Origin of the sequence: Aeromonas sp. SrichE-2G, from assembly GCF_017939565.1 — a bacterium.
Lineage (GTDB): Bacteria > Pseudomonadota > Gammaproteobacteria > Enterobacterales > Aeromonadaceae > Aeromonas > Aeromonas taiwanensis.
In genome coordinates, this window is record NZ_JAGKRG010000006.1 from 191,478 (window position 1) to 207,655 (window position 16,178).

Annotated in this window: 17 protein-coding genes; 10 read left to right on the top strand and 7 right to left on the bottom strand. The window is 61.9% G+C overall.

The window, feature by feature from the left end; translation table 11 throughout:
- Nucleotides 1-27: 27 nt before the first annotated feature.
- Nucleotides 28-1,455: a bifunctional D-glycero-beta-D-manno-heptose-7-phosphate kinase/D-glycero-beta-D-manno-heptose 1-phosphate adenylyltransferase HldE gene (gene hldE / locus J9885_RS10740; RefSeq protein WP_210549431.1), complete on the top strand. Its 1,428-nt coding sequence runs from the start codon at nucleotides 28-30 to the stop codon at nucleotides 1,453-1,455.
- Nucleotides 1,456-1,554: 99 nt separating this feature from the next.
- Here hldE and tolC read toward each other — a convergent pair whose 3' ends face one another.
- The gene (gene tolC, locus J9885_RS10745) at nucleotides 1,555-2,880 is read right to left on the bottom strand and encodes an outer membrane channel protein TolC (RefSeq protein WP_043757263.1); all 1,326 of its coding nucleotides are present in this window, start codon (nucleotides 2,878-2,880) and stop codon (nucleotides 1,555-1,557) included.
- A gap of 307 nt (nucleotides 2,881-3,187) precedes the next feature.
- Between tolC and nudF the strand changes: the two genes are divergently transcribed.
- The 9 genes from nudF (at nucleotide 3,188) to J9885_RS10795 (ending at nucleotide 12,331) form a co-directional block, all read left to right on the top strand.
- A complete protein-coding gene (gene nudF / locus J9885_RS10750) occupies nucleotides 3,188-3,829 on the top strand; it encodes an ADP-ribose diphosphatase (protein ID WP_043757266.1) in 642 nt (213 codons plus the stop codon).
- A gap of 102 nt (nucleotides 3,830-3,931) precedes the next feature.
- Nucleotides 3,932-4,378 (top strand): DUF1249 domain-containing protein, encoded by a 447-nt coding sequence (locus J9885_RS10755; RefSeq protein ID WP_210549432.1) that lies wholly within the window; start codon nucleotides 3,932-3,934, stop codon nucleotides 4,376-4,378.
- Between the two features lie 28 nt (nucleotides 4,379-4,406).
- Entirely contained in the window at nucleotides 4,407-5,225 is an 819-nt protein-coding gene (cpdA, locus tag J9885_RS10760) for a 3',5'-cyclic-AMP phosphodiesterase (RefSeq protein WP_134695282.1), read from the top strand.
- Nucleotides 5,226-5,235: 10 nt separating this feature from the next.
- Complete coding sequence (locus J9885_RS10765; protein WP_210549433.1) at nucleotides 5,236-5,823, top strand: YqiA/YcfP family alpha/beta fold hydrolase; 588 nt, start codon at nucleotides 5,236-5,238, stop codon at nucleotides 5,821-5,823.
- Between the two features lie 2 nt (nucleotides 5,824-5,825).
- The gene (locus J9885_RS10770; protein ID WP_210549434.1) at nucleotides 5,826-6,449 is read left to right on the top strand and encodes an NUDIX hydrolase; all 624 of its coding nucleotides are present in this window, start codon (nucleotides 5,826-5,828) and stop codon (nucleotides 6,447-6,449) included.
- 36 nt (nucleotides 6,450-6,485) lie between these two features.
- A complete protein-coding gene (locus tag J9885_RS10775) occupies nucleotides 6,486-6,881 on the top strand; it encodes a GFA family protein (RefSeq protein WP_210549435.1) in 396 nt (131 codons plus the stop codon).
- Between the two features lie 128 nt (nucleotides 6,882-7,009).
- A complete protein-coding gene (gene parE / locus J9885_RS10780) occupies nucleotides 7,010-8,908 on the top strand; it encodes a DNA topoisomerase IV subunit B (RefSeq protein WP_210549436.1) in 1,899 nt (632 codons plus the stop codon).
- A gap of 81 nt (nucleotides 8,909-8,989) precedes the next feature.
- Nucleotides 8,990-11,284, top strand: a complete 2,295-nt coding sequence (gene parC / locus J9885_RS10785; protein ID WP_210549437.1) for a DNA topoisomerase IV subunit A — start codon at nucleotides 8,990-8,992, stop codon at nucleotides 11,282-11,284.
- A gap of 834 nt (nucleotides 11,285-12,118) precedes the next feature.
- Nucleotides 12,119-12,331: a hypothetical protein gene (locus J9885_RS10795; protein ID WP_210549439.1), complete on the top strand. Its 213-nt coding sequence runs from the start codon at nucleotides 12,119-12,121 to the stop codon at nucleotides 12,329-12,331.
- Nucleotides 12,332-12,452: 121 nt separating this feature from the next.
- Here the strand turns inward: J9885_RS10795 and J9885_RS10800 are convergent, their stop codons facing one another.
- From J9885_RS10800 to J9885_RS10825, 6 genes are all read right to left on the bottom strand, one after another.
- Complete coding sequence (locus J9885_RS10800) at nucleotides 12,453-12,827, bottom strand: hypothetical protein (RefSeq protein ID WP_210549440.1); 375 nt, start codon at nucleotides 12,825-12,827, stop codon at nucleotides 12,453-12,455.
- Between the two features lie 58 nt (nucleotides 12,828-12,885).
- Nucleotides 12,886-13,137, bottom strand: a complete 252-nt coding sequence (locus J9885_RS10805) for a hypothetical protein (RefSeq protein WP_210549539.1) — start codon at nucleotides 13,135-13,137, stop codon at nucleotides 12,886-12,888.
- Nucleotides 13,138-13,360: 223 nt separating this feature from the next.
- Complete coding sequence (locus J9885_RS10810) at nucleotides 13,361-14,263, bottom strand: hypothetical protein (RefSeq protein ID WP_210549441.1); 903 nt, start codon at nucleotides 14,261-14,263, stop codon at nucleotides 13,361-13,363.
- A gap of 11 nt (nucleotides 14,264-14,274) precedes the next feature.
- On the bottom strand, nucleotides 14,275-15,042 hold the full coding sequence (locus tag J9885_RS10815; RefSeq protein ID WP_041212370.1) for a hypothetical protein: 768 nt from the start codon (nucleotides 15,040-15,042) through the stop codon (nucleotides 14,275-14,277).
- A gap of 12 nt (nucleotides 15,043-15,054) precedes the next feature.
- Nucleotides 15,055-15,603: a hypothetical protein gene (locus J9885_RS10820; RefSeq protein ID WP_210549442.1), complete on the bottom strand. Its 549-nt coding sequence runs from the start codon at nucleotides 15,601-15,603 to the stop codon at nucleotides 15,055-15,057.
- A gap of 22 nt (nucleotides 15,604-15,625) precedes the next feature.
- The gene (locus J9885_RS10825) at nucleotides 15,626-15,910 is read right to left on the bottom strand and encodes a DnaJ domain-containing protein (RefSeq protein WP_041212306.1); all 285 of its coding nucleotides are present in this window, start codon (nucleotides 15,908-15,910) and stop codon (nucleotides 15,626-15,628) included.
- Nucleotides 15,911-16,178 lie beyond the last annotated feature (268 nt).

The following is a 16,178-nucleotide window of genomic DNA, read 5'->3' on the forward strand; positions in this document are numbered from 1 at the left end:
TTTTTCAGGTTTTGAGAGCCGATACAGATGAAGATCACCCTGCCCGAGTTTGAAAAAGCCCGCGTTCTGGTCGTTGGCGATGTCATGTTGGATCGCTACTGGCATGGCCCCACCGGCCGGATCTCCCCCGAGGCACCGGTGCCCGTGGTCAAGGTCGAGCACATCGAGGAACGCCCGGGGGGCGCTGCCAACGTGGCGCTCAACTCTGCCGCCCTCGGCGCCCAGGCCGTGCTGCTGGGGCTGACCGGTCAGGATGAGCCTGCCGATGCCCTCGCCGGCCAGATGGCCGGGGTCAAGGTCGCCTGTGATTTCGTTCGCCTGGCCGACTACCCGACCATCACCAAGCTGCGGGTGCTGTCGCGCAACCAGCAGCTGCTGCGCCTGGACTTCGAAGAGGCCTTCCACGACGTGGATGCGAGCCTGCTGATGGGCAAGGTCGAGCAGGCGCTGCCCGAGGCGGACGTGATGATCCTCTCCGACTACGGCAAGGGTGCCCTCAACGACGTGCCCGGTATGATCCGCCGCGCCCGCGCCGCCGGCATTCCCGTGCTGGTCGACCCCAAGGGGACCGACTTCGAGAAGTACCGCGGCGCCACCCTGCTGACCCCCAACATGTCCGAATTCGAGGCCGTGGTGGGCAAGGTGAAGGGGGAGGAGGAGCTGGTCGCCAAGGGGCTGGACCTGGTCAAGCGCTTCGAGCTGGACGCCCTGCTGGTGACCCGCTCCGAGAACGGCATGACCCTGATCCGCGAAGGACGGCCCGAGCTGCACCTGCCGGCCCAGGCCCACGAGGTCTATGACGTGACCGGTGCCGGCGATACCGTCATCTCCACCCTGGCGACCTCGCTGGCCGCCGGCATGAGCCTGGACGAGGCCTGTGCCCTGGCCAATACCGCCGCCGGCATCGTGGTTGGCAAGCTGGGGACCTCCACCGTCAGCCCGGTGGAGCTCGCCAACGCGCTCTACACCGAGCAGGAGACCGGTTTTGGCGTCATGTCCGAGGCCCAGCTCAAGGTGGCCGTCCAGGCTGCACGCCTGCGTGGCGAGAAGGTGGTGATGACCAACGGCTGCTTCGACATTCTGCATGCGGGCCACGTCTCCTACCTGGCCAATGCGGGCAAGCTGGGGGATCGCCTGATCGTGGCGGTCAACACCGACGAGTCCGTGCGCCGCCTGAAGGGCCCGGGCCGTCCGGTCAATCCGACCGAGCGCCGCATGACGGTGCTGGCGGCGCTGGGTGCCGTGGACTGGGTGGTTCCCTTCAGCGAAGACACCCCCCAGCGCCTGATCGCCGAGATCCTGCCGGATCTGCTGGTCAAGGGCGGCGACTACAAGCCCGAAGAGATCGCGGGTTACGCCGAAGTGACCGCCAATGGCGGCGAGGTGCGGGTGCTGAACTTCGAGGACGGCTGCTCCACCACCGACATCATCAAGACCATCCGCGAGCGCGGCTGAGTCAAGAGATCCTGCCCATGGCCGGCCCCGCAAGGGGCTGGCAAGCAGGCAGCAAAAAGGCGACCCGAGGGTCGCCTTTTTTCATGGGGTGCGCCTGGCTCAGGACTGCTTGGTGACCTGAGGGGCGGGCATCAGACCCTGGTTCACCTCTTCCAGATCCTTCTGCTCCAGGATGCCGGCGGCCTGCTTGAGGGAGAGGATGCTGAGGATGTAGTTGTAGCGGGCCTCGGAGAGCTTCTGCTTGGCCTCGTACAGCTTGCGGGTAGAGTCCAGCACGTCGACTATGGTGCGGGTCCCCACCTCGTAACCGGCCTCGGTCGCCTTCAGGGCGCTGTCGGCGGAGATGACGGACTGGCTGTAGGCGCGCACCGAGCCGATGCTGGCGTTCACGTTGTTGTAGGAGGAGCGGACCGTGCTCTGCACCGAGCGGAAGCTGCGCTCCAGCTGCTCGCTGGCGGCCACGTAGTTGAACTGCGCCTGCTTGACCTGGGAGGTGGTGGCACCCCCGGTGTAGAGCGGCAGGTTGAAGTTCAGACCGATGTTGCCCTGGTTGCTGTTGCTCTCGGGGTTGCGGATCTCGTCCTTGTAGTCGTTGTAACCGGCGCTGAGGCCGGCGCCAAGATCCAGGGTCGGCTCGTGGCCGGTCTTGGCCAGATCGATCTGTTCCTTGGCAATGTCCTTGCCGATACGGGCGCTGTGCAGCTCCAGGTTCTTGTCCAGCGCCAGCTCCAGCCACTTGTCGGAATTGAAAGCGGTCTTCTGCGGGCTGAAGCGATCGGTGTTGAGCACGTCCAGCTGGCGGTGATCGATACCGGTCAGCTCGCGCAGGCTCTCGTAGCTGTTGTCCAAGGTATTCTCGGCGTTGATCTCGTCTGCCAGCGCCTGATCGCGCTCGGCCTCGGCTTCGTGCACGTCGGTGATGGCGGTCAGGCCCACCTCGAAGCGCTGCTGGGTCTGTTCAAGCTGACGCTCGACCGCGGTCTTGTTGGCACGCACGAACTCCAGGGTATCCATCGCCTTGAGCACGTTGAAGTAGGCCTGGGCGGTACGCAACATCAGGGTCTGGTATTCGAGGTTGTAGGCCACGTCGGACTGGGTGGCGCTCTTCTCGGTCAGATCCAGGTTGACCCAGTTGCTGCGACGGTAGATGGACTGATCCAGGGTCAGGGAGCCGGTGGCGCCGGTGTTGGTCTGGGTGTCATCCTTGTTCTGCAGGTAGTTCAGGCCGGCACCCAGGTTGATCTGGGGCAAGAGGGCGGCACGGGATTCGTTGATCTTCTCGAAGGCTTGGTCGCGCTTGGCCTTGGACTCCAGCAGTTGGGTATCCTTGAGCTGGGCTTGTTGGTAAATATCGAGCAGGTTTTCGGCATGAGCGGTCGCGCTCACACCCAGCATCACCATGACTGACAAGAGTGTTCTTTTCATATGATAGTTTTAACCTTTTGTATCAACCCAAAGCTGTCCGCTGGATGAAGAGAGGGATTGTCACCGACCAAGCTTGATTTCAGCTTAACCACTCTACTATAAGCAGATTTCATTGCGAACTGTCTCTTTTCCAGCAGGGGCAACGTCAAGGTTTGGGGCGAGTTTTCTCGGCAAGGCGCCTAGCCAAATGTCCTGTGACTGCTAAAATCCTTCCCTCATCGTCGGCGAGCACGAGTGAATGAATGTTCATTCATGACCCCGAATATTATGGTCAAACCAAGCCAAGTCAAGCTGGCAGGAGTCTCGAATGTCACAGCAAGCCTTGCCTCAAACCGCCCACTTCGCCAGTGATGATGTGAAAATCATCGATAAATCAGCTGGATATAACGGCTTCTTCAAGGTGAACGTCTACCGTCTGCAACACAGGTTGTTCGCCGGTGGCTGGAATGAGCCCATAGTACGCGAGCTGTTCGAACGGGGCCATGCCGCCGCCCTGCTGCCCTATGACCCGGTGCGCGATGAGATAGTGCTGGTGGAGCAGTTTCGCATAGGTGCCATGGAGACCAGCGCCACCCCCTGGCTGCTTGAACTGGTGGCCGGCATCATAGATGAAGGGGAGACCGCCGAGGCTGTGGTGCGCCGCGAGGCGGTGGAAGAGGCCGGCATCGAGGTGGGCCGCTGCGAGCATGCCATCAGCTACCTGGTGAGCCCGGGTGGCAGCACGGAGCGGATCGAGGTCTATGTGGGCGAGGTGGATGCGAGCCGGGCCTCGGGGATCCACGGTCTGGCGGAAGAGGGGGAAGACATCCGGGTGCACGTGGTGAGCCGTGAGCAAGCCTATGCCTGGCTCAAGGAGGGGCGTATCGACAACGCCGCTTCCGTCATCGCCCTGCAATGGCTGGCCCTCAACCACGGCGAGCTGCAAGCCCGCTGGCTGGCGGGGCGCTGAGATGTCCGTACTCCTGGCCAAGCGCCATGTACCTGATCTGATGTCCTTGCAGCGTACCTGCGAGGTGAACTCCCCATGGACCCTGATTGATGGAGCTGCGATATGCCATTAGTCCAGAGCCCGATGAAGCGCTATGTGCCTGACCTGATGTCCTTGCAGCGTACCTGCGAGGTGAATTACATGGCCTTGATGAAGCTGTTGCCCCCCGACTGCGTCGTGGGGGCCGAGCGCCGCTATCAGGTGGGCAACGGCCTGCAGTTCCGGCTCACCGTCACCGAAGAGAGCCGCTTCACCAGCCAGGTGATCCTGGCCCAGCACAATCCCGAGTTGCCGGGCTACTTGCAGGCTCGCATTGAGATTCGTTTGTATCACGACGTGCGGATGGCGGAAGTGTGTGCGGCGCAACAGATTTCGATGTTGCAACCACGTTATGATTATCCCAATCAAAAAATGCACCACAGGGATGAAAAAGAGCAGGTAAATCTATTCCTGGCCGATTGGTTAAGATTTTGTCTCAAACACGGCACCAGCCTGATCAACATCCTCTAGTCGAACTCATAAAAAAAGAAGCGTGATTTTGGAAACAGAGCTACCTCAGGCGCCGGACGGCAGTGTGCGCCTGTTACAGATTACCGATACCCACCTCTTCGCCAGTGCCGAGGGGCGGTTGCTGGCCGTGCCCACCGCAGCGAGCCTGGCCGCCGTGCTGGAACAGGTGCAGGGCAACGACCATCCGTTCGATCTCATCCTCGCTACCGGGGATCTCTCCCAGGATCACAGCCCGGAATCCTATCAGCGCTTTGCCTCCATGATGGCTCCCCTGGCGCGCCCCATCTACTGGCTGCCCGGCAACCACGACGACGGCCCCCTGATGACCGAGTACCTCCATGCGGCCGGGATCAGCGAGGCCAAGCAGCTGGTGGGGGAGCACTGGCAGATCATCCTGCTCGATACCCAGGTGCGTGGCAAACCCCACGGCGTGCTGGGGGATCACCAGCTGGCGGCGCTGGACAGCGCACTGCGCCAGCATCCCGAGCGGCACGCCCTGATCGCCCTGCACCATCAGGCGGTGCCGGTGGGCTGCGCCTGGCTGGATCAGCACAACCTCAAGAATGCCGACGATCTCTTTGCCGTGCTGGCCCGTCACCCGCAGCAGAAGACCATACTGTTCGGCCACGTCCATCAGGAGTTCGACGAGGTGCATCGCGGTGTGCGGCTCATCGCGAGCCCCTCCACCTGCATCCAGTTCAAGCCGCTCTCCGATGGCTTCGCTCTGGACGAATCCGGCCCGGGCTGGCGCTATCTCACCCTGCATCCGGACGGCCGGATCGCGAGCCAGGTGTGGCGCCTGCCGCTGGGGCAGTTTGTGCCAGACCCCAATGCCACCGGTTATTGAGGAGCACTGCATGACCTCAGTTCTCCTGTACCTGCACGGTTTCAACTCCTCACCGGGTTCCGCCAAGGCGCAACAGATGGCGGCCTGGGTGGCAGAGCACAGGCCCGACATCGAGGTGGTGATCCCGGCCCAGCCCAATACTCCGGCGCAGGCCTGGGCGGCCATCGAGCAGACCCTTTCCGGGCTGCAGGCCCGTCATGGGGAGGGGCTGCGCCTCGGCGCCGTGGGCAGCTCCCTCGGCGGCTTTATGGCGACCAGGGTGAGCGAGTTGTACGGCTGCCGCGCCGCGCTCATCAACCCGGCGGTACGTCCCCACGAGCTCTTGTGCGACTATCTCGGCCCCCAGACCAATCCCTACACGAACGAGCAGTTTGAACTGCTGCCGGCGCACATGGACGAGCTGCGGGCGCTGGCGGTGCCGGTGACGGCTCCCGAGCGGCTCTGGATCTTGCAGCAGCAGGACGATGAAGTGCTCGACTATCGCAAGGCGCTGCAGGAGTACGCCTTCGCCCGCCTCTCCCTGGAGTGCGGTGGCAATCATGCCTTCGTGGGCTTTGAGCGCTACCCAGCCCAGATCGTCCGCTTCCTCGGGCTCTAGCCGTGCAACCGCCGTTGGCCGCCTTCCTCGAACAGGTACTGGCCACGGCGCAGGCGGGGCTCACCTACTCCAAAGACCCCTTCGACATTGGCCGCTTCGAGGCGCTGCGCGCGGCCACGGTCGCCCTGATCGCCAGCCAGAGCGAGCTGGCACCTGAAGCCATCGGCGACTGGATTGCCCTCGATAGTGGCTACCCCACCCCCAAGCTGGACGTGCGGGCGCTCATCCTCGATGAGGCCGGACAGATCCTGCTGGTGCAGGAGCGCAGCGACGGGGCCTGGACCCTGCCGGGGGGTTGGTGCGATATCGGCGACTCGCCAGCGGGGGCCGTGGTGCGCGAGGTGGCGGAGGAGACCGGCCTGGCGTGCCGGGCCGTGCAGCTGCTGGCCCTGTTCGACAAGCTCAGGCACCCCCATCCGCCCCAGCTGCCCCACGCCCACAAGGCCTTCTTCCTGTGCGAGGTGACCGGTGGCCAGCTGCTGGGCGAGACCGATGAAACTCAGGGTGCCGGGTACTTCCCCATCGATGCGTTGCCACCCCTCTCTCACCATCGGATCGTGGCATCCCAGCTGCGCACCCTCCATGACCATGTGCGGCAAGGGCGGCGAGATACCCTGTTCGATTGATTGGCTCGGAACCTGAACCGTCTGCAAGGAGGCCGCATGATCAAGCGCATCGGCAATACCCCCATTCAGGAGAAACACAAGGCGAGCTGCCACTGCGGCGCCGTGGTGCTGGAGCTGACCCTGCCGGACGGCGTGGTGGATCCGCGTCGCTGCGACTGCTCCCTCTGCTGGCGGCGGGGGGTCATCGTCGCCTCGGTGCCGCTCTCCGGCATCCGCATCCTGCAGGGGGAGGCGGCGCTTCGCTGCTACCAGTTCAATACCCGCACCGCCAAACACTATTTCTGCTCTGTCTGCGGCATCTACACCCATCACCAGCGTCGCTCCAACCCGGCGGAGTATGGCTACAACCTGGCCTGCCTCGAGGGCGTCAATCCCTATGAACTCGGTGAGGTACCGGTGCTGGACGGCATCCACCATCCGGCCGACCGTTAAGACCGGCCCGGCGTTCTCCCGAAAAATGGCAGGGCACCCATTCAGATCAAGCTTTCTGTGCTGGGAGTTTGTTCTGCCCCCGCCTAGCAGTTAAGATTCCCCCCAAACGTCAATTCGCAAGGCCCTCCATGTCCACTCAATACAATGCGGATGCCATTGAGGTCCTCAATGGCCTCGAACCGGTGCGTCGTCGCCCCGGCATGTACACCGACACCACCCGGCCCAATCACCTCGGCCAGGAGGTCATCGACAACAGCGTCGACGAGGCGCTGGCGGGGCATGCCCGCAATCTGGAGGTGATCCTGCACGAGGACCAGTCCCTCGAGGTGATCGACGACGGTCGCGGCATGCCGGTCGACATCCACCCGGAGGAAGGGGTCAGCGGGGTGGAGCTCATCCTCTGCAAGCTGCACGCGGGGGGCAAGTTCTCCAACAAGAACTACCAGTTCTCCGGCGGCCTGCACGGGGTGGGCATCTCGGTGGTGAACGCCCTCTCCGATAGGGTCGAGGTGACGGTGCGCCGGGACGGCCAGGTCTACGACATCGCCTTCGAGCGTGGCGAGAAGGTACAGGAGCTGACCATCACAGGCACCTGCGGGCGTCGCAACACCGGCACCCGGGTGCGCTTCTGGCCCCAGCCGAGCTATTTCGACTCGCCCCGCTTCTCGGTCTCCAAGCTCGAGCACCTGCTCAAGGCCAAGGCCGTGCTCTGCCCGGGCCTCACCATCAAGTTCCTCGACAAGAACACCGGCATCCGGCTTGAGTGGTGCTACGAAGACGGCCTCAAGGACTACCTCATCGATGCAGTCAAGCAGTTCACCTGCCTACCGGAGCAGCCCTTCGTCGGCTCCTTCAGCTCGGAGCAGTCGGCGGTGGATTGGGCCCTGTGCTGGTTGCCGGAAGGGGGCGAGTGCCTCGCCGAGTCCTATGTGAACCTGATCCCCACGGCGCTTGGCGGTACCCACGTCAACGGCCTGCGCCAGGGGTTGCTCGACGCCATGCGCGAGTTCTGCGAGTTCCGCAACCTCTTGCCCCGCGGGGTCAAGCTGACCCCGGAAGATATCTGGGATCGCTGCGCCTACATCCTCTCCATCAAGATGCAGGACCCCCAGTTTGCCGGCCAGACCAAGGAGCGGCTGTCGTCCCGCCAGAGCTCGGCGTTTGTCTCCGGCGTGGTGAAGGATGCCTTCAGCCTTTACTTGAACAGCAACACCGAGCTGGCAGAACAGCTGGCCGAGCTGTGCATCAGCAGCGCCCAGCGCCGGATGCGCGCCGCCAAGACGGTGGTGCGCAAGAAGATAACCCAGGGCCCGGCCCTGCCCGGCAAGCTCACCGACTGCGGCTGCGCCGACCCCATGCAGGGGGAGCTCTTCCTGGTGGAGGGTGACTCCGCGGGCGGCAGCGCCAAGCAGGCGCGGGATCGCGAATTCCAGGCCATCATGCCGCTTCGCGGCAAGATCCTGAACACCTGGGAGGTTGAAGCCGGTCAGGTGCTCGCCTCGCAAGAAGTGCACGACATTTCGGTGGCCATCGGGCTCGACCCCGACTCCAACGACCTCAGTGGCCTGCGTTACGGCAAGGTGTGCATCCTGGCGGATGCGGACTCGGACGGTCTGCACATCGCCACCCTGCTCTGCGCCCTCTTTGTGAAGCACTTCAGAACCCTGGTCGAAAAAGGCCACGTCTATGTGGCCATGCCGCCCCTCTATCGCATCGACATCGGCAAGGAGGTCTTCTACGCCCTCGACGAGGACGAGAAGAACGGCGTGCTGCAGCGGGTCGAGGCCGAGAAGAAGAAGGGCAAGGTGATGGTGACGCGATTCAAGGGGCTGGGTGAGATGAACCCCAAGCAGTTGCGAGAAACCACCATGGATCCCAACACCCGCCGCCTGGTGCAGCTCACCATGGGCGAGGCCGGGGAAGAGGGGGACGAGACCCTGCAACTGATGGATATGCTGCTGGCCAAGAAGCGCGCCGGTGATCGCCGCGAATGGCTGGAAGAGAAGGGCAACCTCGCCATCATCTAAGCCATCGACTGGCCCGCGCGGGCCAGCAAGCATTAGCCGGAGTCGCCAAGCGGCGGCTCCAAAACCGGAAGAGAATTTCACATGAGTGATGCTATCGAGCTCAGTCTGGACGGGGTAGAGCGCCAGCCAATGCGCACCTTTACCGAGCAGGCTTACTTGAACTACTCCATGTACGTCATCATGGATCGGGCCTTGCCGCATATCGGCGACGGCCTCAAGCCCGTGCAGCGGCGCATCATCTACGCCATGAGCGAGCTGGGTCTGTCGGCGCTGTCCAAGCACAAGAAGTCCGCCCGTACCGTGGGTGACGTGCTGGGTAAGTACCACCCCCACGGTGACAGCGCCTGTTACGAAGCCATGGTGCTGATGGCCCAACCCTTCTCCTACCGCTACCCGCTGGTGGACGGTCAGGGCAACTGGGGGGCACCGGACGATCCCAAATCCTTCGCCGCCATGCGTTATACCGAGGCGCGCCTGTCGCGCTTCTCCGAGTTGCTGCTCTCCGAGCTCGGCCAGGGCACGGTGGAGTGGACGCCGAACTTCGACGGCACCATGAAGGAGCCCGTGGTGCTGCCCGCCCGCCTGCCCCACATCCTGCTCAACGGGGTGACCGGCATCGCGGTGGGGATGGCGACGGATATCCCGCCCCACAACGCGCGGGAAGTGGCCCACGCCTGTGTGGAGCTGCTGGACAACCCCAATGCCGGCCTGGATGCCCTGATGGCCCATGTGCAGGGGCCGGACTACCCGACCAATGCCGAGATCATCACACCGCGCGATGACATCCGCAAAATCTACGAGACCGGCAAGGGCTCCATCAAGCAGCGGGCGGTCTGGAGCGAGGAGGATGGCGACATCGTCATCACGGCGCTGCCTCATCAGGCCTCAGGCGCCAAGATCATGGAGCAGATTGCCGCCCAGATGGTGGCGAAAAAGCTGCCCATGGTTACCGATCTGCGCGATGAATCGGACCACGAAAACCCGACCCGTCTGGTCATCGTGCCGCGCTCCAACCGGGTGGACGTGGAGGGGCTGATGGCCCACCTGTTCGCCACCACGGACTTGGAGAAGAACTACCGGGTCAACCTCAACATCCTGGGTCTAGACAACCGGCCCCAGGTGAAAGACCTCAAGACCATCCTCACCGAGTGGCTGAGCTTCCGCCGTGAGACGGTGCGCCGCCGCCTGCAGTATCGCCTCGACAAGGTGCTGGCCCGCCTGCACATCCTCGAAGGCTTGCTGATCGCCTACCTCAACATCGACGAGGTGATCGAGATCATCCGCACCGAGGAGGAGCCGGGCCGGGTGATGATGGAGCGCTTCAACATCACCGAGACCCAGGCGGAGGCGATCCTCGAGCTGAAACTGCGCCACCTGGCCAAGCTCGAAGAGTTCAAGCTGCGCGCCGAACAGAACGAACTGGCGGAAGAGCGCGACAAGCTGGAACTCATCCTGGGTTCCGAGCGTCGTCTCAGCACATTGCTCAAGAAAGAGATCCTGGCGGACGCCGAGAAGTACGGCGACGATCGCCGCACCCCGCTGGTGGAGCGCGCCACCGCCGTCGCCCTGACCGAGAAGGAGCTGACCCCGAGTGAGCCGGTGACCGTGATCCTCTCCGACAAGGGGTGGGTGCGCGCCGCCAAGGGCCACGATGTGGATGTGGCCGGTCTCTCCTACAAGGCGGGGGACAACTACCTCGCCCACGCCCATGGCCGCAGCAACCAGCAGGCGGTGTTCCTCTCCACCCTGGGGAGAACCTACTCGCTGGAGGCCCACACCCTGCCCTCTGCCCGCAGCCAGGGCGAGCCGCTCACCGGTCGCTTCGCGCTGGGGGCTGGCGAAGAGGTGCGCCATCTGGTGATGGGTAACGAGGGCGAGCCGTACCTGGTCTGTTCCGACGCCGGCTACGGCTTCGTCTGCCAATACGACGACCTGACGGCTAAGAACAAGAACGGCAAGGCGCTGCTCACCGTGCCGGAAGGGGGCATCGTCATGGCGCCCCAGAGGATAGGCGCGCCCGAGACTGATCTCTGCATGGCCATCTCCAACGAGGGGCGCATGCTGCTGTTCCCGCTGAGCACATTGCCGGTGCTCGGCAAGGGCAAGGGCAACAAGCTCATCAGCATCCCGTCCGCGCGGGTGAAGGCACGGGAGGAGTTTGTGGTGATGGCCGCCGTTATCCCGCAAGGCCAGTCGGTGACCCTGTTTGCCGGCAAGCGCAAGCTGACCCTCAAGCCGTCCGATCTCGACTACTACCGCGGCGAGCGCGGTCGCCGCGGCGCCAAGCTGCCCCGCGGTTTGCAGCGGGTCGATCGTATCGAGATTGAACCCGTCGCCGGCGCCGAGCCGGCAGCCGGGGAAAATCAGGAAGGGTAAGGGAGTACAGTACCCCACCAATAGAAGGGAGCGATTAGATCGCTCCTTTCTCTTTTCATCAGCTTACAGGAGACAAAGAGAGATATTTATTCTTCACCCATCCATATTTTCCCCGCTTACTAACGTAGGCCCATTCCCCTTCTGTTTTATATAGTAAAACGAAATCACCCTTTATAAGCTGTGTTGTTATATATGATGAAGTATTTGGTTCCGTTCGGACATTCAATTCCGAGGGGATGACGTATCTGATAAGGATGTTACTAGACTTCAGCGTGCTATCTCTCTTTTCATAGACCTTTGGTGTGGATAATTTCGATGAGGTCGATGGAGTAGACGATTGGTAGTTATGTGTGCTTATTCGGCATGTTTTACTCCATGAAATGCATGAATTACCACATGGTTGTCCTTTCTTGCAGTTTTTGGCATGTGCTGGGCTGATAAGGAAAAGAAAAACCGATAACAATAGCGCGATGTATTTCATAAAAACTCTTTTATTGTTAATGGCTCTCTAGGGGGCACGGTGGATAACTGTGCAGTAAATTCTGTTTAATAACGGCAGTAAATATAAAAGTTAATATAGATACCAGCAGACTAGCACCATCAAGTGACACTTTATCGTGAGCCAAGTCCTCTTTTATATCCATGGTTACATATTTGAGTCGTGAACCTTAATCAGGTTCTCGAGAAAATCAGAGCCCACTGTCCTGCCGGCAACCCCTCTTATTGTCCCTTCTTACCAATATCCACTGTGCCAATAGCATGGACATTCAAACCTCGTCCACCGTCCCCGCTCGCTAAGCTTAAAGGGAGCAGCACAGTGCCAGGAGGCCAATCATGGAGATCGACAAAGCCATCGGACTGATCGAGGCCCACGGGGTTTTTCACGGGGATCACTACAGCTTCAACAGCGGCGAGTTCGTGCAGTGGTGCCAGGAAGATACCCACCAGACCCTCAGTCTGGAGCAGGCCAATCACGATCTGGCGCCCTTCTGCATCCGGGTCGGTTTCGCCGAGCCGGTCCGGTCGTGGCGTTATTACCTCACCTGAACTACTTCACCTGAGGGGTGACGCAGAGGGCGGGACGATCCGCGCGATGCGGCGAGTCAGTGAAAAAGGAGCCGGCAAGGCTCCTTTCTTGTGATGGGCAGGGCGAAGGCGGGGAGTGGCCCTAGTTGTCGACGTTCCAGGCGATGGGCAGCTCAAGATCGAAGACGAGCCGCTCCCCGTCGAGGGTAAAAGCCACGCTGGTCTGGTGCTGGTCGTATTCGTCGATAAGCCGGCAACTCTCGGCGAAGTTGGATTCGTAGCTGAGGTGGGCAGTGCCGCCGGCCTGAGCCTCGTCGAGCGCCACCCCCAGCACCCGCAGGGGATCTTTCTGGCTGAGCTTGATCCGGCTGTCACCCACATCCACCAGCCGCTCCAGCAGGGGGAAGAAGTCCTGCTTGTGGGCCTCAATGGTCCGGGCGATAGCCTGCTCCAGCTCGGCGCGGCTGGCAAGGGGGCCATTTAGCGTGTAGCGGCTCTGTATCCTCTCCTGGGTCATGCTCAGTACCTCTCAGATGTTGCCGGCGGGGGTCTTAGTCCTGGCTGCGATGGGGCGCTCAGGCGGGAATGCGACCATTGCGCACCAGGGCCCGGCGGATGTTCTTGCACAGCTTGCCGAAGCGGTTGAGCTCGTCGAAGGAGGGCGGGATGCCGCGATCGATCTGATATTGCCAGTAGCAGAGGTCCGTATCCACCAGCTCCATCAGCTTCTTGGGGCAACCGATGCAGGTGTTGTCAGGCCCGCACTTGAAGGTATCCGGTTGGTAGAGCGGAAATTCCGCCTTCACGGCGTCGATGATCTGCTGCATCGCGGTGATCCTGTCGGGCTTTCTGCTCACGGCCTTGCTCCCCTTCGGCTTGTATGGGGGAGTCATTATATCCCTGTCAAAAATATGGCCAATGACGCTTACGGGGTAGTTTTCTGCCGAGGGTGGTGGCCATTGCTAGTGTTCGTGCTAAAAACGGGACGCTGGATAGCGCAACGCCCGGCAAGCCGGGCGTTGGAATACGGTGAAGGGGAAAGACCCCTCATCAGAAGTCGTGATAGAGCGGCCAGCCGAGCAGGGGGTGCTTGAGCCCGGCGCGCATCTCCATGTTGTCGAGCTTCTCCGGGGAGGCGTCCTCTTTTTGCAGCTGCTGGTACTGGCGCACAAACCCCAGGGTGTGCAGCAGGTTCGGCACAAAGCCCGGGCTCAGCTCCTGGCGCAGGGCCGCAGCCATGTCGGCGGGCAGCTCACTCAGCATCAGGGCGAGCTGGGCAGCGAGATGGTCGATGTCGAACCAGGTCTCGTCGAGGGCAATCTCCCGCGCCAGCTTGCGCTTGAGATCCTGCTTCACCTTGAGGGGGGCGGCGCCGCTGCCCTTGCCACAGAGGATGCGATAGAGCAGGGCCTCGGCCAGCTTGTCCTCCATGGTGGGGTGGTCGCTCTCGCTGGCGAAGAAGTGCTGATCGATAAGCCCCATCAGGCGGCTCTTGTTGTGCTCGGCCAGCGCCTTCTCGTACTCCTGCCACCCTTGCCACTCCTCTACATCGGGGGGGCTGGAGATCTTGTCCAACAGGCGCGCATCCACGTCACCGTAGAGGCTGTTGCCAGCCTGCTTGGGGCTGACGGTGATGAGCATGGACCAGCCCTTTTGGAACGGCTTGATGGGGCCTTCCGGCGCCAGCAAGAGCGCCAGCGCCTTGGCCGGATCCCGCTGGGAGAGCTCCTGCAACCCCAGGCTCACCACGCCGATGACGTCGTGGGCGGCCTGCTCCAGCAGGTGCATCTTGTACTTGTTGTAGTACTTGTCGGCGAATTTCAGGCTCATCAGCACCGCCTTGCCCTTGATGGCGGCCAGCTGTTGCTCGCTCAGGCGTTCATTGTCGCGGCCAAAGCGCAGCACCTGGGTGAGATAGGGGCCCTGGTTGGCATCGCGAATGACTAACTGCATGAATGGGCTCCTTAATCCAGAAAGCTGAACATGTCGTCGACGTCGCCGTACTCGTCTTCCTCGACCTTGTTCTTCTCTTTGGCCTGCATCACCAGCTCGGCGGCAAACTTGTTGATGATGCCGTCCCAGGTGGAGTGCTCATTGCGCAGCAGCGACTTGATGGATTTTTCCACCTCGGGGGCCAGCTCGCGGATCAGCATCAAGAGGCTGCGCGGGTCGTCCAGCGCGTAGTCGTGGACATCCTCGCTCTGCTGGCGTTCGCTGTAGCGCAGGGACTCTTCGAGATCTTCCTCTTCGGCGTGCAGCACGTCGCGATAGCCTTCCTCTTCTTCATAGCGATCGCCGCGGTAGAACTCGATAAAGGGGATGGCGAGGTAGAAGAGGCCGGCCGGGTCTTCGGCCACGCATTCGAGGATCTCGCGCTGCTTGGCTTCGCTCTCCTGGGTGCGGATCAGGTAGTTGAGGAAGTCGAAGGTGTGCTGTTGCAGCTCGTCGGCGTTGTTCTTGATCGCCTCTTCCCAGTAGAGGGGCTGCTGGCAGACGATGTCGCGGATCCGCTCCGGGGTCATCAGCTCGGAGATGATGGAGGGGAAGGAGATGTCGTGCTGGCCGTTGATCTGGGTCAGGGTAACGATATCAATATTTTCAATGACTTCCGCCAGCTGGTCGTCAGACATGGTCTTGGCGATCAGCTCGAACTTCTCGCTGGCCTGCTTCGGCTCGATGACGGCCAGCTCTTTGATCTCGATGGCGGTAATTTCTATCAGACTGTTGCTCATGCCTTGCCCCAATTAGAAACGGACTTCGTCGTACATATCCTGCTCGCCCTGGTCGTCGCCATAGCGATCGCGGCGGCCGCCGCCGTGGTAGTCGGCGTCGGCATCTTCCCCGTCATCTTCTTCCTCGTCGCGCAGCTCATAGTCGTCATCGGCACGGTGGCTGCCACGGGGCAGCGGGTTGTCGAGCAGGAACAGCACGGCGCAGGCTTCCATCAGCTGATCTTCGCTCTCGGCCCGCACTGCCTTGACCAGCGGCAGGATGGCGTTGTTGAAGCCGACGCTCACCTTGAACTCGTCCCAGGAGGGCTGCTCGCCGCTGGTGAGCCACTTGTTCCACTGCCCCTTGGCCTTGGGGGGAAACTGCACCCGGCCATAGAGGGCGAGCGGCAGGTATTCGGGCATGAATTCCAGCATGCTCATGTCGGCCAGCAGCAGGCTCTTCATCTGGTCGGTGAACTGCTCCAGCCCCTTGGGGTCGTCCTGATCCCGGTAGGATTCGATATTCTCGCTGGCATCGCTTTGCAGGGCCTTGAGCCGTGCCTGGTCCCATTTCTTTTGCATAGTCGCCTTCTTGCCTGGTGTCTCAGGGGTAGAACTGGTCCCACATTTCCTGCATGGCAGCAGCGGGATCGGTCACGATGACGTTGTTGAAATCCTTGATGAAGGCGGCCCGCTGTTTCGGATCGGACAACACCTCATAGGCCTGCTTTATCTGGTGCAGCCGGGCGGCTGCCTGCTCTTTCTCTTCATCCGTGGCCCCGTGCAGCTTGTCGGGGTGGTACTGGTTCGACAGCCGTCGATAGGCTTTCTTGATGTCGTTTTCACTGGCGTTGGACTTGACGCCCAACACCCGGAAGTAGTTGTTCATGACGGATCCTGCCTCACTGGCATCGTGGAATTCACCCTGCGGGGGCCTGGTGACGGGAAAGGTGGCAAACCAGGCTTGGCAAAAACCGGTGATTTTAACGCAAAGCTCCCGCCATCGCCATGAATAGGAAGAAAAGTAACCAGACGGAGAGTACGGCCGGTGCGTCCTGGGATCTGGCTCCCGGTGGGGGACGGCCCCGGGGCTACACTACAGGAGGCGCCGGGCGTTGCCCCGGCGATCTTCAGCAGGCCTCGGCGGGGCCGAGACC